The sequence below is a fragment of the Natronorubrum aibiense genome (assembly GCF_009392895.1).
Lineage (GTDB): Archaea > Halobacteriota > Halobacteria > Halobacteriales > Natrialbaceae > Natronorubrum > Natronorubrum aibiense.
The window spans coordinates 2,617,457-2,633,652 of sequence record NZ_CP045488.1 but is presented as its reverse complement, the minus strand read 5'-3'; the positions used below and the strand labels follow the sequence as shown (position 1 = coordinate 2,633,652).

At 55.7% G+C, this 16,196-nt stretch carries 26 protein-coding genes; 7 read left to right on the top strand and 19 right to left on the bottom strand.

What is annotated here, in order from left to right; all coding sequences use genetic code 11:
- Positions 1 to 82: 82 nt before the first annotated feature.
- On the bottom strand, positions 83 to 373 hold the full coding sequence (locus tag GCU68_RS13010) for a HalOD1 output domain-containing protein (RefSeq protein WP_161991509.1): 291 nt from the start codon (positions 371 to 373) through the stop codon (positions 83 to 85).
- A 29-nt stretch (positions 374 to 402) separates the two neighbouring features.
- Complete coding sequence (locus tag GCU68_RS13005) at positions 403 to 693, bottom strand: hypothetical protein (protein WP_152942272.1); 291 nt, start codon at positions 691 to 693, stop codon at positions 403 to 405.
- 297 nt (positions 694 to 990) lie between these two features.
- Between GCU68_RS13005 and GCU68_RS13000 the strand changes: the two genes are divergently transcribed.
- From GCU68_RS13000 to GCU68_RS12985, 5 genes are all read left to right on the top strand, one after another.
- The gene (locus GCU68_RS13000; RefSeq protein WP_152942270.1) at positions 991 to 1,383 is read left to right on the top strand and encodes a hypothetical protein; all 393 of its coding nucleotides are present in this window, start codon (positions 991 to 993) and stop codon (positions 1,381 to 1,383) included.
- Between the two features lie 302 nt (positions 1,384 to 1,685).
- Complete coding sequence (locus GCU68_RS21965; RefSeq protein WP_264373461.1) at positions 1,686 to 1,808, top strand: hypothetical protein; 123 nt, start codon at positions 1,686 to 1,688, stop codon at positions 1,806 to 1,808.
- A complete protein-coding gene (locus GCU68_RS12995; protein WP_152942268.1) occupies positions 1,805 to 2,236 on the top strand; it encodes an SWIM zinc finger family protein in 432 nt (143 codons plus the stop codon). Before GCU68_RS21965 ends, GCU68_RS12995 begins: the two co-directional genes overlap by 4 nt.
- Before the next feature lie 130 nt (positions 2,237 to 2,366).
- Complete coding sequence (locus GCU68_RS12990) at positions 2,367 to 2,819, top strand: ribbon-helix-helix domain-containing protein (protein ID WP_152943718.1); 453 nt, start codon at positions 2,367 to 2,369, stop codon at positions 2,817 to 2,819.
- A 213-nt stretch (positions 2,820 to 3,032) separates the two neighbouring features.
- Complete coding sequence (locus GCU68_RS12985) at positions 3,033 to 3,836, top strand: S1 family peptidase (RefSeq protein WP_152942266.1); 804 nt, start codon at positions 3,033 to 3,035, stop codon at positions 3,834 to 3,836.
- A 119-nt stretch (positions 3,837 to 3,955) separates the two neighbouring features.
- Here GCU68_RS12985 and GCU68_RS12980 read toward each other — a convergent pair whose 3' ends face one another.
- The 9 genes from GCU68_RS12980 to GCU68_RS12940 form a co-directional block, all read right to left on the bottom strand.
- Entirely contained in the window at positions 3,956 to 4,387 is a 432-nt protein-coding gene (locus GCU68_RS12980) for a hypothetical protein (protein ID WP_227014860.1), read from the bottom strand.
- Between the two features lie 204 nt (positions 4,388 to 4,591).
- Entirely contained in the window at positions 4,592 to 5,407 is an 816-nt protein-coding gene (locus GCU68_RS12975; protein ID WP_152942262.1) for a hypothetical protein, read from the bottom strand.
- A 2-nt stretch (positions 5,408 to 5,409) separates the two neighbouring features.
- Entirely contained in the window at positions 5,410 to 5,886 is a 477-nt protein-coding gene (locus GCU68_RS12970) for a hypothetical protein (protein WP_152942260.1), read from the bottom strand.
- Entirely contained in the window at positions 5,886 to 6,101 is a 216-nt protein-coding gene (locus tag GCU68_RS12965; RefSeq protein WP_152942258.1) for a hypothetical protein, read from the bottom strand. The genes GCU68_RS12970 and GCU68_RS12965 overlap by 1 nt, the downstream gene beginning before the upstream one ends.
- Position 6,102: 1 nt before the next feature.
- On the bottom strand, positions 6,103 to 6,894 hold the full coding sequence (locus GCU68_RS12960; protein WP_152942256.1) for a phage tail protein: 792 nt from the start codon (positions 6,892 to 6,894) through the stop codon (positions 6,103 to 6,105).
- A gap of 81 nt (positions 6,895 to 6,975) precedes the next feature.
- Positions 6,976 to 7,188, bottom strand: coding sequence for a hypothetical protein (locus GCU68_RS12955; RefSeq protein ID WP_152942254.1), 213 nt, complete (start codon positions 7,186 to 7,188; stop codon positions 6,976 to 6,978).
- A gap of 6 nt (positions 7,189 to 7,194) precedes the next feature.
- On the bottom strand, positions 7,195 to 7,932 hold the full coding sequence (locus tag GCU68_RS12950) for a hypothetical protein (protein WP_152942252.1): 738 nt from the start codon (positions 7,930 to 7,932) through the stop codon (positions 7,195 to 7,197).
- Positions 7,932 to 8,423, bottom strand: a complete 492-nt coding sequence (locus tag GCU68_RS12945; protein WP_152942250.1) for a hypothetical protein — start codon at positions 8,421 to 8,423, stop codon at positions 7,932 to 7,934. Before GCU68_RS12945 ends, GCU68_RS12950 begins: the two co-directional genes overlap by 1 nt.
- Entirely contained in the window at positions 8,424 to 8,699 is a 276-nt protein-coding gene (locus GCU68_RS12940; RefSeq protein WP_152942248.1) for a hypothetical protein, read from the bottom strand. It abuts the gene before it with no gap.
- A gap of 99 nt (positions 8,700 to 8,798) precedes the next feature.
- Here GCU68_RS12940 and GCU68_RS12935 point away from each other — a divergent pair, with 99 nt between their 5' ends.
- On the top strand, positions 8,799 to 8,960 hold the full coding sequence (locus GCU68_RS12935) for a hypothetical protein (protein WP_152942246.1): 162 nt from the start codon (positions 8,799 to 8,801) through the stop codon (positions 8,958 to 8,960).
- 21 nt (positions 8,961 to 8,981) lie between these two features.
- Here GCU68_RS12935 and GCU68_RS12930 read toward each other — a convergent pair whose 3' ends face one another.
- Genes GCU68_RS12930 through GCU68_RS12910 form a run of 5 tightly spaced genes read right to left on the bottom strand, consistent with a single transcriptional unit; the run spans position 8,982 to position 11,835 of the window.
- Positions 8,982 to 9,767 (bottom strand): ATP-binding protein, encoded by a 786-nt coding sequence (locus tag GCU68_RS12930; RefSeq protein ID WP_152942245.1) that lies wholly within the window; start codon positions 9,765 to 9,767, stop codon positions 8,982 to 8,984.
- On the bottom strand, positions 9,764 to 10,348 hold the full coding sequence (locus GCU68_RS12925) for a hypothetical protein (RefSeq protein ID WP_152942243.1): 585 nt from the start codon (positions 10,346 to 10,348) through the stop codon (positions 9,764 to 9,766). The genes GCU68_RS12930 and GCU68_RS12925 overlap by 4 nt, the downstream gene beginning before the upstream one ends.
- Positions 10,345 to 10,869, bottom strand: coding sequence for a hypothetical protein (locus GCU68_RS12920; RefSeq protein WP_152942241.1), 525 nt, complete (start codon positions 10,867 to 10,869; stop codon positions 10,345 to 10,347). Before GCU68_RS12920 ends, GCU68_RS12925 begins: the two co-directional genes overlap by 4 nt.
- A complete protein-coding gene (locus tag GCU68_RS12915; protein ID WP_152942239.1) occupies positions 10,853 to 11,512 on the bottom strand; it encodes a hypothetical protein in 660 nt (219 codons plus the stop codon). The genes GCU68_RS12920 and GCU68_RS12915 overlap by 17 nt, the downstream gene beginning before the upstream one ends.
- Positions 11,512 to 11,835 (bottom strand): hypothetical protein, encoded by a 324-nt coding sequence (locus GCU68_RS12910; RefSeq protein ID WP_152942237.1) that lies wholly within the window; start codon positions 11,833 to 11,835, stop codon positions 11,512 to 11,514. Before GCU68_RS12910 ends, GCU68_RS12915 begins: the two co-directional genes overlap by 1 nt.
- Positions 11,836 to 12,254: 419 nt before the next feature.
- On the opposite strand from GCU68_RS12910, the gene GCU68_RS12900 reads away from it, so the two are divergent.
- Positions 12,255 to 13,268 (top strand): HNH endonuclease, encoded by a 1,014-nt coding sequence (locus GCU68_RS12900; RefSeq protein ID WP_152942233.1) that lies wholly within the window; start codon positions 12,255 to 12,257, stop codon positions 13,266 to 13,268.
- A gap of 77 nt (positions 13,269 to 13,345) precedes the next feature.
- Here GCU68_RS12900 and GCU68_RS12895 read toward each other — a convergent pair whose 3' ends face one another.
- The 3 genes from GCU68_RS12895 to GCU68_RS12885 all read right to left on the bottom strand — a co-directional run bounded on the left by GCU68_RS12895 (position 13,346) and on the right by GCU68_RS12885 (position 15,939).
- On the bottom strand, positions 13,346 to 14,068 hold the full coding sequence (locus GCU68_RS12895; protein ID WP_152942231.1) for a hypothetical protein: 723 nt from the start codon (positions 14,066 to 14,068) through the stop codon (positions 13,346 to 13,348).
- An 11-nt stretch (positions 14,069 to 14,079) separates the two neighbouring features.
- Positions 14,080 to 15,090 (bottom strand): hypothetical protein, encoded by a 1,011-nt coding sequence (locus tag GCU68_RS12890; protein WP_152942229.1) that lies wholly within the window; start codon positions 15,088 to 15,090, stop codon positions 14,080 to 14,082.
- Between the two features lie 372 nt (positions 15,091 to 15,462).
- Positions 15,463 to 15,939, bottom strand: a complete 477-nt coding sequence (locus GCU68_RS12885) for a coiled-coil domain-containing protein (protein ID WP_152942227.1) — start codon at positions 15,937 to 15,939, stop codon at positions 15,463 to 15,465.
- Positions 15,940 to 16,196: the final 257 nt, after the last annotated feature.

Below are 16,196 nucleotides of genomic sequence, written 5' to 3'. Positions count from 1 at the left end.
GCCCGATTAGACTCGCGTACATCTCACGCTGGAACGGGCAGTACCGACCGTTCGAGTGCGATTTCGGTGTCAATCGCACCGATCAGTAACTGCGGGCACGCGTCGGTGATGGCTGCTGGAGCGTCAGATCCGTTCGACAGAGCACGCCGTCGACGAACAGTCGCCCGTCGCTCGTAATCGTCACCTCGTGGTTGGCGACCGCGAACGTAAACTCCCACGTGTTGCCCGCGTCGTTGGCCAACAGCATCAGAATTTCCGGGTTGATATAGTCGTATAGGGTGTATTCGACCTCGTCGAGATCGAGCCGGTCGGCCTCGGCCAACGCCTCGATCACGTCGACGAGCAAGCGATCCTGTCGGTGCTGTACAGCCATCGTTCGAGTCGGTCTCGAGTGATCCGGTTTCATCGTGAACTGTCGGTAGTCGTGTGATCGAACCGCGCTGTGCGTTCTGTCCGCGTCGTACTCCCGTAGCGATCGACTGTGCCATCGGCTCGAACCGTCGCACACTCGCGCTCGAGGCTCTCTCGTGGGTCGGAACTGGATCCACACGTCCCTTCCCCTACCGAGTGTGTTGCTGGCGAGCGACCGATCAGTGGTTTCCCGTCTTCTCGATCGCGTGTGGCGCGTCGCGTGTCGCGTTCGGCCCGACGGGCACCCCACATCCCACCACAGGACTGCTTACGTCTCGTCACACCCACCCCCTCTCCCTGCCGACTCTTAACTAGGGAGGCGCTACGCTCGAGTACCCGTCCGAATAGTCCACGTATGGTATCTTTGCTGGGCTGTGTGGCCCTGCTTTCCCTGCGCTAGGGACGCAGTATCTCGAGACAGGGCTGGATGTCGACGCAACGAGCCACGCCCTCGAGCATCGGTCCCCATTTCTCGGGCACTCGACCGCAGTTGCCGGCCGAAAGGCGGGAGTCTTAGGCATCCAGTCACTACTGTTCCGTACAGATGCGTACCAACACTGACGACGCGGGGTGGCGTCGATGATCCTCGACGATTCGGACGGGACCGAAGCCGAGTACGAGGCGCTCGCCGACGCTCTCGAGGATCTTCGCGACGAAGTCACAGCGCAGCCGATCAAGGAGTCGCGACTCGAGGAGCTGTTCGACGAGGCGACCACGAGCGACCCCAACATCTGGAACACCGTCACTGCCTTTATCGACCTCGAGGACGGCGAGGCGATCGTCACGGAGGAGTCGAAACTCGCCCGCGGCAAGTGGGCTCCCGAGATCGTCGACGACTGCGATGCGATGCTCACCGTCGACGTCGAGTACGGCCAGATGCCCGACGCGTTCAAATACACCGTCGTGAAGAAACTGGAGTCGCAGATCGAGGAGGCTCGAGAACGGGCAGCCGCGGCTCGAGACGAGGAGTGAGTGGATTCGGTATCTTCGTGGCGTTACTCGGGCGATCGGAGCCGCATGTCGACAGAAACGAGAGCATACGATCTCGTTTGAGTGGAGATCTACCAACAGCCGTCGGGCTTCGCTCGGTTTTGTTGAACTCTTTTCTGTGAGGGAGTAGTTCGTAGCCCAAAAGTGGCGAATCCGGCCGGTTCAAGGTCCGTACCTTGCGGTGTAGAACCCTGATTACGGCGGAAAATTTCGAGTGGACTCGCCGGGCGGGCAACTGGAATCCTCGGCCATGGTCAATCGCAGTACAGCGGAGGGGTCAGAGCATGACCCGCTACTGCCCGCACTGCGGTGGCCGGATGGTGACCGAGACCTCGGCCGGCGGCCTCCCCCGTCGCGTCTGTGAAAACGGCCCACACGCCGTCACGGAGGTGTTTCGCGGTCCATGAGCGCCTTCCCAGAACCCACAGACGGCGAACCCGTCGACTTCCTCGAGCAACGTGACGACGAGACTGAGTCCTGGGCTCGAGCGGATCCTCGCCAGGCGCTGATCGAATCGTTCGGCCGCTTCGGCTACAAGGTCACGCTCAGAGACGGCGAGGACGTCCACTACTGTGCGCTTGGCCTCGAGGACGACGAGTACATTGGTCGGTGTGACTGTAAGGGCTGGCAGTATCACGACGGCCCATGCGCTCATCTCTGCACGCTCCGGAAAGCCGACTTCCTCGACTTGATCGACGTCGAGGCGACCGATGGCAGCCCTGACGACGAACACGAAATGCACCACGCGACCGGCGAGGCACTCGAGGGTGAGCTACACGACACGGCGATCGAGCAGACACAACACCACGAGCGGGAGATGGAGGGCCGGGCATGACGCGCGCGCACACCCGCGCGATAGCCTCCTTCGCACAGGACCATACCCCCCTTGCATACGAACTCCGAACCTCGACGCCGTCTGCGTATTCACGCCATATGCAAATCCGGGTGACCCACTGATGGCCCGGATGGATCACAACCCCTCGAGTCGCGTCTCGTTCGGCTGTCCCGACGAACTTCTCGAGACGCTCGACGAGATCGCCGAGCGCGAGGACAAGAACCGAAGCGAGAAGCTCCGCGAACTGGTCCAGAAGGAAGTCGAGGCGAAAGGCGATCTCGACGAACCCCAGCCAGTTCTTCCCGACGACGAACGACTCGCCGAGGCCTACCGACTGCTCCACGAACGAGTCTCTGCTCCCCACAAGAGCAAGCGTCGAGTCAAACTCAAGACTGCCAAAAACAAGCTGTACGACAACAACACTCCCAAAAGCGCAGTTCTCGGTAAGATCATCAAGCCCCTCGAGAGTCTGGGCTACGTCTCGGTGGAGGCAGGACATCAGAACGTGTGGATTGTTGTCCCGCCGATGCGCTACACGGATAGTGAAGATCTCGTCGAAGCGGGAGAAAAAGCAGTCGCATAACCGACTTGTCCTTCGTTTTCTTTATTTGGAGAGTTGTCCGAAAATTTTGGAATAGTACAACACACATACCGATCACACCAATTCTGGCACGCCCTATATCGACGGCGTCTGCATCTACTCCGTCTAATCATTGTTAACGTAATCCCTCCACTTAATATCCGAGAAACACTCTGTTATGAGTATATTTTTTATGGCAGCAACCAACTGACGAATATGCCACCGATCCAAGGTTTCTTTGCGCAATCAACGCTTCTTTCGCTCACGATCGACAGAGATAGTGGAGAAACGGATTTCGCATCTGGTTTTTTCTATGAACACAATGGCCATTACTACGTTGTCACGAACCGTCATGTGTTAGAAATAACTGATAATGAGGATATAAGTTCATTAGATGACTTGCATCAACTTAACCCAGAATATCCAGATGAATTGTTCGTATATATCCGATATGATCCGCTAAACCCAACAAACGTATCAAGAGAGAAGGTTGATCTTTTCGACTCAAACGGGGATCCACTATGGATAGAACACCCCAATTCAGACGTTGATGTAATTGCAATCCCACTTCGGGTTGATCTGAGCGTCACTCACAGTAAACCATATTCGAAATCGAATTTTGTCCCCAGTGATGTTGAAATTCTTGGAGGAGATTCAGCAATGGCAATCGGCTATCCAAAAGGGCTCTATGATTCAGATACATATTTTCCCGTAATAAGAGATGGTCTCATTGCTACGCCGCCTCATGTAGATTATAAGAATTTACCAGTATTTTTGATGGATGCTAAAATGCATGGAGGGACGAGCGGAAGCCCAGTTCTCACACAACCGTCTCCCCTTCAGCGTACTCAAAGTGGTATTAGTATGATGAGCGGCACACCTGCTTATCTTCTTGGCATTCATAGTGGACCGGAATATGCACCACTCCCTCGCGATGGGACTGAGGAATACGATCCGAATTTAGACTTGAATATGGTTTGGCACGTGGAAGTTCTTGAAGAACTACTTGATCAGGCCTGAGAAGAGACTACTACCGGAGCGCATGCAGTATGCATACGTAGTCATCAGCCTATTCAGTTCCAAGCACAATTCTGAATGAAGAAAGCGTGCTACTATCTACTGTGATGGGGCGGCTACCCTCACCGGAGCGGCCCACCCATGTCGACGCCGTTTGCCGCGTACATCCCCTGAATTTCAGTGGGATCCAGCACGATCACCGCCTCGTCATCCTGTGAACCGACGACGTTCTTGATTCCCTCAAACCACATATAGCCAACATTGTCATCTCGCGGTGCGAGCCCCCGGAACTCCGTATACGTGGTTGACAGCATCGGGAGCTGTCCGACGCCCTCGTCGTTGATTTCCGTCGATGACGGAAACGGGTTGAGGACTAACAGTTGCTCGAGATCAGTCAGCCGCTCCCCGCTCTCGTCAACGACGACGACCGTCACGCCTCGAAAGTCGCCAGGCACGAGCACGGCATTACTAACCGTCGGATCGTCGGCTCCATCGCTTGAACGAGTGAATTTCGGTTTCTTGGCATCGGCCACGGTCACGTCAGACGTGTGCATGAGATCACCGGATCGAACTGCCGAGGGCCGCTCGGCGTTCGCCGTTGCCGGATGTCCGACAGTACTCCCCGATCGAACTGCTGAGGGTCGACCAGCATTTGTCGCAGTCGTGCTCGAGAGTGAGGCTGTTCGGGCGGCGGTACCGGTGCTTGCCGTGGTCGCGATCGTCGTCGTGGTGCGTTGCTCGAAGGTGGCCATAGCTGGTTAGTCCATGCGGATCCCGACCGGCGTAGGGAGTCCCTCCTTGAAGATCGTGTACTGGTCGGCACCGCCGTCCGTCACGGTGTCCAGATGAGCCGAGCGGTCTCCTGAGTGGTCTTTGATCCAGAGATCGTGTTCGCCGATGAGAGCATCCTCGTACTTACTACTGGCCTGTAGCGTCGTCTCGACCATCGGATAGTTGTCGTTGTTCCCGTCAGCGTTCACCTCACCTTTGCCGTGGTGAGTCCCGCTCGACTCGCCGCCTTCGAACGTGCCGTTGATCACGTCGGTCTGGTCGCCGTACTCACTTTCCCGGTATCCGACAACCAGAGCCGTGTACTTCGATTCACGGACTTGTGCGGTGGAGTAGTCCCAAAGTCGGGAGAGTTCTGCGAACCCCATCGCCATGCCTCTGTCTTTGCCATCGCCCTCCTCTCGGCTCATGTAGAACGCGAAGCCCTTGCCGTCCACATACTCGAGCCACCAGCGTACCTGGTCGCTCAGGTTGCCGTCGGAGTAGTTATCTCCATCTTGGGGCATGGCCTCCCACGAGTTTGAGTATTGATCTCCCCACTGCGTGTTTTCGCTGTCCCAGTTCGGGCCGTGTTGGAGGGAGACGTGGGCTTCATGGGTTGTCTCTAATTTCACGTCGGTTCCTTCAGGCGTGGTGAAAACCACGTAGTCGTTGTCTGTGAAGGCTGTACTGTCGTTACTGTATGACTCGTCTTTGATTGACCAGTTCGATAGACTACTGATTTTGTCTCGAATCTGTGCGAGTGCTTCGCCGTAAGTCGTGTTGAAGGGGCCGTCGAATGCCATTGTTATTTGTATGCTTTGACTTTTACAGTCGTGTCTGCCGTGTCGCTACTCTGTTTTCGAATCCAGGCGGCTGACGCTCCGAGACCGCCTTCTGGTCCGGCGTGATAGGGAGAGTCAGCAGGAGACAGCGGGATTTTCCGATAGTCGCCCTCTGAACGGAACGCGACATAGATCGGCTCGTCGAATCCCCAGATGGTGACCGACGTCGCCGGAAATTCCCACTTCAGACGGTTTTCGTCCGTCGTCGTTACCGGAAGCGGCTCCTCTGTCACGAAGTACGCCGCCTCCTGGCTGTCATCCGATTCCGGATTGATCGCCTCGAGGGCGTTCTCGCCTCGCTGCTCGAGGAGTAACGCGAGCAGCAGCCGATTGGTGTCATCCTCGAGAATATCGTCGGGCCACGACGTCGCCTCGAGGCCGTACTTCGAGAGGATGCGCTCGACCTGGCTGTTTGGCCCGATCGTCGATCCACCGACCATCACGTATCCTCCTCCTGCTCGGTGCCACCGTCGGTCGCGACCGTCCGGACGTCTCGACGGAGGTCTTTCAGCGTCGCCGTGTGCTGCTGGATCGCCTCGAGCCACTTACTCCGCTCTTCGCGCCGCTCGCCGCGTTCCTCTCGGTAGAGTCGGTACATGAGTAGGAACGCGACGGTCGGGAAGCCGAACTGATTCAGAAGAGCAGTCGGCTCCATATTAGATCAGCCCTCCGACAAGATTCGAACCGCCTTCAACGACGTCTCCGCCGAAATCGGTTGCTCCGTCGATCACATCGCCGCCGGTATCGGCCGCACCGTCGACGATGTCACCACCAGTATCAGTCGCACTGTCGACGGCGTCTCCACCGGTGTCGATGACCCCTCCGAAGAGGTCACCACCAGTGTCAACTGCTCCGTCGACAGCATCTCCACCGGTGTCGGCCGCGCCTCCGACGATATCGCCGAAGAGATCACCAGCACCGTCTGCAGCATCGGTTGCACCGCCCCAGACGTCGCCGATCGCACCGCCGATGCCGCCGGCTGCGTCTGTCGAACCGCCCCAGACATCGCCGATTGCATCGGTTGTGCCGCTCCACACACCGCCAACTGCACCGCCGATACCGCCGGCCGCGTCGGTCGAACCGTCCCAGACGTCACCCACTGCGTTGCCGGCCCCAGCAGCTGCATCGGTCGAGCCGTCCCAGATATCGCCGACTGCACCGCCGGTTCCAGCGGCCGCGTCAGTTGAGCCGCCCCAGACGTCACCGATCGCATCACCGATTCCGTCTGCCGCCTCACCGGCTCCGTCGAAGAGACCAGTAAACTCGTAGACGACGTACGCGAGAACGAGAGCCGCAATCACCATCGCGATGTTGAAGCCATCGCTCTCCGTCGCCGCTTCAGTCATGTTGTCGGAAACCTTGCCGACGGCTTCGGCCGCAGGCTCTGCGACGTCACCAGCTTTATCGGCCGCCTCACCGGCCGCGAGAGCGGCTGCAGGTCCTGGCATCGATTCAATTCACCTCCGTTCCGGTACTATCCATGAGGCTCGTCGCGACGATCGTGCCGGCGAGCCCATTCGTGTGTCCGATCATGCTCGAATCGTGACGAAGATCAGCAGCACCACCTGCAACGTGAGCAGGGCGATCATGATGTCGTCCTGCGTCCACGCCGTCCCGTAGACGAGCCGCTCTGTCGGACTCGCTGGGGGCTGCTGAGCATTGTCTGCCGGGCTCGAGGTCGTAGTTGTCGTGGTGGCCGCCACCTCGCCCGGGCCGATACCGTCGGAGAGACCACCCTGCACGGAGAATCACCCTCGAACTCCGATCATGTCCTGCTTGACTGCCGTTCCCAGTCCCTCGATTCGGGATTCAGTCTGGTAGCGTGGCAGTGACAGCAGGGCATTGCGGGCTCGAGGCGTTCCGTTCGCTCGCTCGGGAGCCTCGAACGCGACGGTGTACGGCGCGTCGACGACCACCTGCAGTCGGAACTTGCGCGGCAGGTACGGCTGCAGCGGCGTCCGCTCGAAGCCGAACCGAACCTCCTGCTGGGCTTGGTCGCGAGTGTGCAGAATTGCCGTCTGTGCCTCCTTGAGCGTCTGGTTGACCTTGCCGCCCGCACCGGGAGCCGTCTTCCGAATCTCGACGCTTGCAGGATTGCGGGCGATATAGAAGACGTCGAGGTCCGTCTCCGTCCCGCTCGAAGTGTAGTCGAAGGCGTTGCTGTCGTAGTCGACGCTATCAGGCTGAACGACTGCACCGTCCTCCCAGACCAGGAGATCTTCGGTCGTTGGGCTCTTGACGAGGTTGTTGCCGAGTTCGAACGTCTCAGTTTCGTCGGCCGTGCCATCGGTCGTGAAGTGTTCGTACGCCGGGAGCGCAAGCCGTAATTCGCTGTCCGGGTCGTCTCGGAGCTGCAGCGGCCGCCCAACCTGAATTTCGGCGACGACACTCGCTTCGTCAGGAGTGCTTTCCTGAGTCGTGAACTCACGAAGCGTGACGCTACCAGGAATCCAGTTCGCGTTCTTGAGCTGGTTCTGAATCGCCATTACTCGAGATCCACCTCCGCGAGTGCGGCTTCCTCGAAGTAGATCTCGCTCTGGGTGTGATCGATCTGCGCGGACGAATCAACGAGGATGTACGCTTCGTCGATGTCTCGCACCTCGAGCTTGCTGCCCTTGAGCTGGTGTTTGACCGCATCGACCTTGCGGTCGTCCTGCTGGTCAGAGACGCTGTTCTTGATGTAGCTCGCGATCGTGCTCTTGGGGTCAGAGACGACCTGGATGCTCTCGTCAGTCGGTGCTTGGTAGCCGATCGCGACGCGAGTGTCCGCCGGGAGCGGGTTACCGTCTGCATCGCGGAATTTCCCGTAGATCGGGACACCAGCCTTGTTACCCATCTCGACCGCGTTGCGGATGAGAACTCCCACACCGTCCTTCGGATTGATCGAAAGGACTGGGGTGAGTTGGTCGGGAATGTTCATCTCCGTCGAAATGTACTTGCTCGAGCCGCCGAGCGCGGCGTACAGCGAGAGGCTCATTTACGCCAGCACCTCGTTGATCATGCCCTGGGCGTTGAAGCGCTCAGCAGCCTCTCGAACGACGAAAGCCCCCGATCCGAGAGTGAATGCTCGGTTGCTGACGACCATTTCACCCAGCGCCATTCCGCCGAGCCCGAAGACTTCCGACGGGAGCATTGTGCCAGTTGCCGTGTCGACGAGGTACGGTGCGAGGTAACCACCCGCGACCATGCCGACATCCATCCACACATCACTGTCAGTGAGGACCGCAGTGGCCTCATCAAATTGCATTGCCATGCGATCCGGCCTACCGGCCGAATTTGGATATAAGAGCGCGTTAGAAGCGACGTTACGAGACTCGAGAAAACACAGATTGCGTCGGACCGACGCGGTCTCTTGTTACCGTCGCGATCGCGAACGCCGGTCGTCCTCGAGGCACTGTTCGAACTCGGCCATGAGATGCGCAGCGACATCTGCCCGGGTCAGGTCGTGGCCACGACGATCCTCGAGGTGCTGTTGAATCCGTTCGAACTGATCGGCCTTGCTCCCGCGGAGTGAGACATCGATGCGCATCGTGTGTTAGTCGAAGGGGTGTTTGATCCGGACGCGGTCACTGCCGTAGTGCGTGCTCTCGAGCGTCCATTCGCGTGAATCAATGCGTCTGAGGGTAGTATCGTCGGAGTAGATCCACTCAGAACCGATCGTGTTGTCACCGTCGTCGGTGTAGCGCCGAAGAGTGAGTGGCTCACCGTCGACAAGAAGCTCGTCGGGGAGTGTTCGGGGACACGTTTCGGCGTCAGCCTTGTGGACGTCAGCTGGATATTCGACGATCCCGCGGACCTTGTCGAGGTCGTTCCCACTGCCGAAGCCGCCGAGCATCGACGCCTGGGACTGCGAGCAGATGTCCTCGTCGAGTTTTGCGAACCGCTGTGTGACCCACGCGACGCCCATTCCATCGCCGTGCCATGTCGTTGCCAGCGTGTCGAACTCGTCGGGATAGCCGTCGCGTTGCGGTGCGAGACGGTGAGCTTCGTCCAAACCCAAGAACGTCCGTTCCTCGAGTTGGGACAGCGCCGCGATCGCGGTCGCGATCGCCTCACGCCAGGCGTCGTCAGTCATCCCGTCGCGGGCAAGTTGCAAGCTACCGTTGTCTTCGAAGATTTGCCGCCACTGAGCGCGAGACAGGTTTTCAGTGCCTGGTCGGAGCGGAAGCCGCTGTAGCAGGCCCGATTCAACCAGTCCAGTGTACTCGTCCTTGTAGTCGACGAGCACCGTCCGATCGTACTCCGGCGCATTTCGCTCGGTGTACGCCTGCAGGCCGTAGCTCTTCCCCCAGTTCGTGCGAGCCCCGAACGCGAGGTTCATCGGTCCTCCGAGTCGACCGCATCGGTTACGTCACGGATCCCCTGTTCGGCCATCTCGAGACCACCGGCGAGGGCTTCTTCGAGGACGGCGCGCTGTCGATCGTCAGGCCACTCGATGACCGCCTGGCGGAATGTCTCGAGGTCGTCGACGTCGAAGCGAGCCCGGATGTGAGCTGTCGCCAGTTCGTCGACACTGCCTTCGATGCCTTGCTCACGGTAGCGGTCAGCCCACGTCTCTTTGGTCGTCTCCCACTCTTCGGCCGTGAGGTCAGCATACTGGGCGGCTTCCTCGGCGTTCTCGAGGTCCATCGCCTCTTGGACATACCACGAGGGGAGCGACTCATCGATCATCGCGAGGGCCATCGAACGGATCTGCTCAACGCGGTCGTCAACCGACGGGAGTCCCTCAAGTTGTTCGATATCGGCGTCAACCGCCTCCTGGAGGTCAGCGACAGCTTCCATGATTCTCCGCTCACGGTGGGCGACGATCGAGAGGAACGCTTCGGCCTGCTTGCTCTGGAAGAACTTCGTTGCGAGGGCTTTCCGTGGGTCGCCGCCGGTCGCGAGATCGCGGAGATTCATGCATCCACCTCCGCGGTGGCTCCCCCAATCGAGTCGATCGCACCGTCGAGCATCTCCGTGTCTTCGACGAGCACCATCACTGCAAACAACGAGGTCATCGCGACGAGCCCCTGACCAGGACCGAGTTCCGAGCTGCCGCTTAGGTTCTCCCGGTACCACTGATCCATGTACTCGTCGAGGTCGAGTTCCTTCGCAAGGTCGGCGTACTCGTCGATCACCGCCGAGCGGTCGTCGACACCCGAGCCCATCCGATCCTGGCTGATGGCAGCGCCAGCCCCGAGTGCCCGGCAGTAGACGTGACCAACTGTCTTTCGATCGCCAGTGCTGGTGCTTTCGCTGGTCTCGTCTGGTTTGTCCGCTGGGTCGTCAACGTCGACATTTTCGCCGTCGGTATCTTCCTCGGTGTCGGCTGCTGCTACCTGTTCGGCGATCTCGGGGTCGATCTCTGCGTACGCCTCTTCCTCGAGGGTGTCTTCGGGATCGGGACTGTCCTGGCTGTGGTCGTCAGTCAACGAGACCACCCCCGGCCTCGCGATCGATACCGTTGCCGGTCGACTCCTCCTCGTCAGGCACCGGGTCGGCTGAATCGACATCGATCGTCTTCGACCGACGGCGGCGCCATAAGAGGATCAGTACGGAGAGGGCAACCGCTGCCCCGATGAGGATCGCAGTCGCCCGGAGATTCAGACCACCACTCGAGGGGCTGCTTGAGGTGGGAGAGCCATTGCTTTGGCCCCCTTTAGTGGCCCCTTTTTGCTGGTCGTTTGCCTGCTCGTCTGTCTCCCACGGGTCGGTGCTGTCTGCAGGTTTCACTTGCTCGCCTCCCTGGTCGTTGTTGCTCTCGTCGATCGTGTCGCTGCTCGAGGGGCTGCTTTCACCCCCTTCGTTGCTGCTTGCTGCCTGCTCGTCTGGCTGCTCGGTGCTGCTTTCGGCTGCTTCCGGCTGCTGGTCGTCGCTGCTTTCGACCCCGTCGCCGTCTGTGCCTTTGCTGCTGCTCGGGGCCTCCTTCCAGACCCCTTCGTCCCTTGCTCGCTGGTGGTCATCGCCACTTTTCGCGTTGATGTGGCTCCTGACCGCCTCCCTCGAGGCAAAGGGCGGTTGGTCGTCGTCCCATTCGTCGGTGTGTTTGTCGCACCCCTCGACGGGGCAGAAGTAGCCTGTCATCAGTAGGATCGAGTAATGTAGCGGGCGAGTCGGCAGTTCTTCAGCGTCCTCGAGTGACCGTCGTAGCCGCCGATCGGCTCACTATTGTCAAGTGGTGAGCGCTCGAGGACGTCCTCGAGGTCGGGGGTGACGTGCCACGACTTCTGGCCTGCTGGAGTGTCGACCCAGACAACTGGCCAGCCATCATGTCGGTACCAGCCTGCGGTCTCCGGTCCCCAGGTAAGTCTCATCGCCCTCGCGAAGGCGATCGCGAGGAGATTCCGGTCGTGGTAGACGTCGTTGATGTCCTTTTCATCCGTCGGTGGTGGGTTGTCTGCACCCATGCTCAGATGGGACTCGTGAACGAGTGATAGCGGTCGGGAATATCATAGTCTTGTACTGGTGAGACTAATGTTTAAACAGATTCAGAACCACTCACGAAATGAGCGCTATGCCCATCCATCAGTTGGTTCAAGTTGGTAGAACGTCGGGCGGTGTCGTGCTTCCGAAGAGCGAGCTTCGGGCACTCGGTTGTGTTGGCGAGGATGGTAACGTGAAGAGCCACCCCGTGCGAATAACTCAGACAGACGATGCTACATGGGAGGTATCGTTGATCGATCCAAACGACTTCCCAGACGCAGAGGCAGAAAGTGTGAATTCCACCGCGTAAGATCCTCTTTTTCGTTACCAGGGCAAACTGTTATCTCCAAGAGGTCTCTCGATATCGAGAGATAATTATCATGAGAGAAGTAGACTGTTAAGTATGACTGATATCGACAATATCTTCCTCGCTCCCTGTAGCAGAGAGCAGAAGACAGGTACGTATCGGCATTTTCAGGAGACGATCTTGGATGGTGTTGACCCATCTGAATACACTGAAATCCCAGATCTCGATTTAGATAAGGTCTCTGTCTGGGGGGTTGTGAGTGGCAATCAGTCACACTGGGAAAAGATGGAACCTGGCGATCGGGCCCTATTCTATACGAAGAGGAAGAGCTACACTCACGCTGCAACGATTCTGTCGAAGCAAGAGAACGATACACTCGCTGAGAAACTGTGGACGTCATACGATGAAGGACGGCGTGTCGAGGATTTGGACGAAGGATGGCCGTATATCTTCTATCTCACTGATGTCAAACGCGTCGACATCCATTCAGAGGCTCTACACGACGATATCGGTTGGAAGACGTTCTATCCTCAGAGCTTTACTCGCCTCACTGAAGATCGAAAAGGACGGCTGGTGAATAAGTACGGCAGCCTCACCGAAGCCCTTCGACAGCATGCTAAGAACGAGATAGGGAAAGCACCGGAGGAGATCAGCGAAGAAATCGAGAACCTCCTTGCAGAACAGGATCCACCGGAACTGACTGAATCTACGACAGAATACACGGAGACAGAACGCCGCGTCCGTTCTTCGGCATTTCGACGTGCAGTTTTAGATGCGTACGATGAGACGTGCGCTGTCTGCGGAGCACAACGGAAATCACCCGCTGGCAATCCCGAGGTTGAGGCAGCTCACATCTATCCGAAGAGTGAGGATGGCAGTGACGATGTCCGAAACGGACTCGCACTTTGTAAGTTCCATCACTGGACCTTCGATACTGGTTGGATTTCGATTAGCGACGATCTCGAGGTTATTGTACGTAATGAATCTGGCAGTGAGACATATAAAGACCTTATCAGCTATGATGGTTGTTCGCTTCATCTACCTCAAAACCCACAGCATCGTCCTCATTCCATCTTCGTCCGTGAACATCGGAGACTACACGGGCTATAGAAGTAGTAGACGGAATTTCAATCAACAGCAAGTCAACCTCTCAATAGAACAGTCAATTATGATTTCTGAAATCGTCCTTAAGTCAGTGCTTCAAGGAATGATTCTGGGCTTTCGATAGTAATCATACTACCGATGGAGTACGTGTCTTTAATCGCCTCGTTAATTTCATATTCTTTCTCGATCATGTCATATTTGTCTAGTGTAACGATAATTTCTGGCACAGGGTCGAGATCTCGATTGTCATATTTCCAAGCAACAGTTTGTGCAAGAACTGCTGCGTCCTTCCGGTTATCAATTTCATCATCAATGGCGTCCGCAAGCTTATCACTGAATTCTTTATTGAACCTCTGTGTGTGCGTGTCGGCCTTTCTCTTCCGGGATTTCATATATCGAATCTTCTTACGAAGATTGGAGAGTCGATTATCAAGTTCTTCTTGATCATCTGCCCCGACTAGCTCCCATTGTAGTTCCTCAATATGATTATAGTCATGATCAGTCACGTCCACATCATCAGGCAGATCAACATCCCGAGGTTCAAATTCGTAGATAGGGACAGTCATATCACCCGAATCAAGGTCTAAACTCTCCGCAACACAAAGAAGGTCAAGATATGCTTGCTTTCTTACCAACCGTCGGTCCTCTAATTCCTGACGAACAACAGATCCCACTGTCTTAGTGAGGTCTTCCGACTCTAAAAATTCACTACTATCCTGGTCCGTCTCAAATGGAACTTGGATATAGTTTAGTAGAACACTGGTGTCAACACAAACTCTCTTCCGGTTAGGCTCTGAGGCACTCATGAATATATAACCTAGCTCAAACTCGCGTATTCTTCAGAAAGGTCAACGAACTGTTCACCGGATTCCGAGTCGGGATCTGAAGTGATATCGAAATCTTCAGGCGAGGGAAGAAGGTCGGCATCTGCAATAAGGGACATTAACTGTTCTGGCACACCTCTGTGCCTGGAATCCAGTTTTTCAATCTCACCGCTGGCAGCTGTGACTAGTTCCGAACTATTGGTTCCCTGTGCCGTTGATTTGGAGATGATCTCAGAGACATACTTCCATGCCGTATCATGGTATACTCGGCTAATTTCTCGAATGACCAACTCTGGGCTACTCGGGACATCTTCAGCAGAACGTGAGGCCAGCATCATATAGGTGTCTTCAAGAAGATCTGTGAATTCAACGACTCTCGAAGCGATTTGAGGTATCTCCTCATCAGAACACGACACTAATTCAGTATGGAGGTGAGTTACTGTGCGTGTTATATCTTGATACTCTTCTTCACCAAATTGGTCAACATTAATCGACTTAGAGTGATTATGCAGTATGCGCTGAAGATCCACATTGGCGAGATAGAGACTGCGGTACTTCGGAGGAGCGTATTCTTCATAGAATTCTTTTAAGAAAGCATGGATAGAGAGGCCAGCTATTCGGTTAAGATCAACTTTGTTAATAAAGAAGTGATAATATTCTTCTTTGGACGGATATCGATTACCGTGCTGCGAAGAGATGCTTGGCTGGTCAGGGGAAGGAAGATTACAGAACTCCGTAGGCTGAAGTTCCGAGACTTGGGGAATCGCATTTCCATAATCTGCTCCATATCGATGCCAGCTATGCTGAATTGGGATCCTGTCTGATTCATCATAGCCCCAAGCCAGTGCCATATGAATGAGCTTGTTTAACCGGACTCTTCCATAGGGTTCTGGGTCGGTGAATAATTCGCCCGTAGTGAGGCTCTCCTCGTCCATAGCTGCTTCAAGTCCTCTAACGGCGTCCCGAGCAAGGGCTTGATCTTCTTCAACAGAAAGTGATGTCATACATGTATCACAAGCTAACGCTTCCTGAGGCAACTATCCATCGGTTAGATGGTAAGGCTTTCGGTGAAATACTAGTAAGAGGGAGGGTTTGAAGATGGAACATGGACGACTTTTTGGGTCACTGGTAAATACAGGAAACTTACTTCCAGCAGGAACCGAAGAAAATAGTAATGAATGAAAGTCCTGAATTCCTTAATTTGAAGAAAGCTTCTCAAGAGAGATGGTTTGGATGGAACAAGTGCTGTTCTTATCTGATTTGATCATGGTTTGTGCGCGAACTTTTTATGAATACCGTGTCCGAGAACCCCGTCTTCGAGGACAACGGTAAGTACAGAAGGTCTATTCAGCAGATGGCCATGTCGTCAAACCGAATTAATCTTCACGGAGATCTCGAAGTTCGGATTGGAGTCCCTCTATGCGTCTCTTCAACTGTCGAATTTCTTCTTCGTTGTTTCGTCTCTCCCTGTCACGCTCATGCGACCTACGCCTGTGTTCTTCTAATTTCTCTTCGTTTGAAGCTACCTGTGATGCTAATTCGCTAATTTTGTCCTCTGTTTGTTCGATGAATTCGTGGTGCTCTCTAGCCTTTTTAGATATATTGTGGATATCGTTGAGTTGTAGTTCATATTCACTTAGTCGATCTTCAATTTCCGAAATTTTTCCATGGTGAGATTCTTTGAGTTGTTCAGCAACTTCCTCGACAACTTGGACTTTCGTTTGGTCGATCGATTCAATCTGATGTCGACTCTGGAGAATATGTCTAATGTATTCCGATCGACTATCGAAGTCTTGAATCTCGGCTTCTGAAGTAAGCGCTTCCAAGGTTTCAGGACGAAGGGAGATACTCACTGATTCCATATCCTTTCGAGACGCACACAATTTAAAAGTCAGTCGAATGTTTGACCGATGTGATTTTCACTGCAATGGTGGTGGAAGTTTTTTTTGACCGAACGATATCCCGGTGATTCTCTGGCTGACATATGTCTTTTATCAGTAAAATTCAACCAACCCTCCTGAAGTTGGTAGAAGTAACAGCGAAGTTACCGCGAGTACTGTGTCCGCGAATCCCGTCCTCGAGGACACTTCAAGCAGGATCTGGGCTGATA

Coding starts and splice junctions, on each gene's coding strand:
- GCU68_RS12995 (WP_152942268.1), top strand. CDS start 1,805: ATGAGCGCCTTCCCAGAACCCACAGACGGCGAACCCGTCGACTTCCTC.
- GCU68_RS12895 (WP_152942231.1), bottom strand. CDS start 14,068: ATGAGTGCCTCAGAGCCTAACCGGAAGAGAGTTTGTGTTGACACCAGT.
- GCU68_RS12945 (WP_152942250.1), bottom strand. CDS start 8,423: ATGAGCCTCTCGCTGTACGCCGCGCTCGGCGGCTCGAGCAAGTACATT.
- GCU68_RS12980 (WP_227014860.1), bottom strand. CDS start 4,387: ATGCACACGTCTGACGTGACCGTGGCCGATGCCAAGAAACCGAAATTC.
- GCU68_RS12970 (WP_152942260.1), bottom strand. CDS start 5,886: ATGGTCGGTGGATCGACGATCGGGCCAAACAGCCAGGTCGAGCGCATC.
- GCU68_RS12950 (WP_152942252.1), bottom strand. CDS start 7,932: ATGGCGATTCAGAACCAGCTCAAGAACGCGAACTGGATTCCTGGTAGC.
- GCU68_RS12940 (WP_152942248.1), bottom strand. CDS start 8,699: ATGGCAATGCAATTTGATGAGGCCACTGCGGTCCTCACTGACAGTGAT.
- GCU68_RS12930 (WP_152942245.1), bottom strand. CDS start 9,767: ATGAACCTCGCGTTCGGGGCTCGCACGAACTGGGGGAAGAGCTACGGC.
- GCU68_RS12985 (WP_152942266.1), top strand. CDS start 3,033: ATGCCACCGATCCAAGGTTTCTTTGCGCAATCAACGCTTCTTTCGCTC.
- GCU68_RS12990 (WP_152943718.1), top strand. CDS start 2,367: ATGGATCACAACCCCTCGAGTCGCGTCTCGTTCGGCTGTCCCGACGAA.
- GCU68_RS12910 (WP_152942237.1), bottom strand. CDS start 11,835: ATGGGTGCAGACAACCCACCACCGACGGATGAAAAGGACATCAACGAC.
- GCU68_RS21965 (WP_264373461.1), top strand. CDS start 1,686: ATGACCCGCTACTGCCCGCACTGCGGTGGCCGGATGGTGACCGAGACC.
- GCU68_RS12915 (WP_152942239.1), bottom strand. CDS start 11,512: ATGACAGGCTACTTCTGCCCCGTCGAGGGGTGCGACAAACACACCGAC.
- GCU68_RS12900 (WP_152942233.1), top strand. CDS start 12,255: ATGACTGATATCGACAATATCTTCCTCGCTCCCTGTAGCAGAGAGCAG.
- GCU68_RS12925 (WP_152942243.1), bottom strand. CDS start 10,348: ATGAATCTCCGCGATCTCGCGACCGGCGGCGACCCACGGAAAGCCCTC.
- GCU68_RS12975 (WP_152942262.1), bottom strand. CDS start 5,407: ATGGCATTCGACGGCCCCTTCAACACGACTTACGGCGAAGCACTCGCA.
- GCU68_RS13010 (WP_161991509.1), bottom strand. CDS start 373: ATGGCTGTACAGCACCGACAGGATCGCTTGCTCGTCGACGTGATCGAG.
- GCU68_RS12890 (WP_152942229.1), bottom strand. CDS start 15,090: ATGACATCACTTTCTGTTGAAGAAGATCAAGCCCTTGCTCGGGACGCC.
- GCU68_RS12965 (WP_152942258.1), bottom strand. CDS start 6,101: ATGGAGCCGACTGCTCTTCTGAATCAGTTCGGCTTCCCGACCGTCGCG.
- GCU68_RS12960 (WP_152942256.1), bottom strand. CDS start 6,894: ATGCCAGGACCTGCAGCCGCTCTCGCGGCCGGTGAGGCGGCCGATAAA.
- GCU68_RS13000 (WP_152942270.1), top strand. CDS start 991: ATGATCCTCGACGATTCGGACGGGACCGAAGCCGAGTACGAGGCGCTC.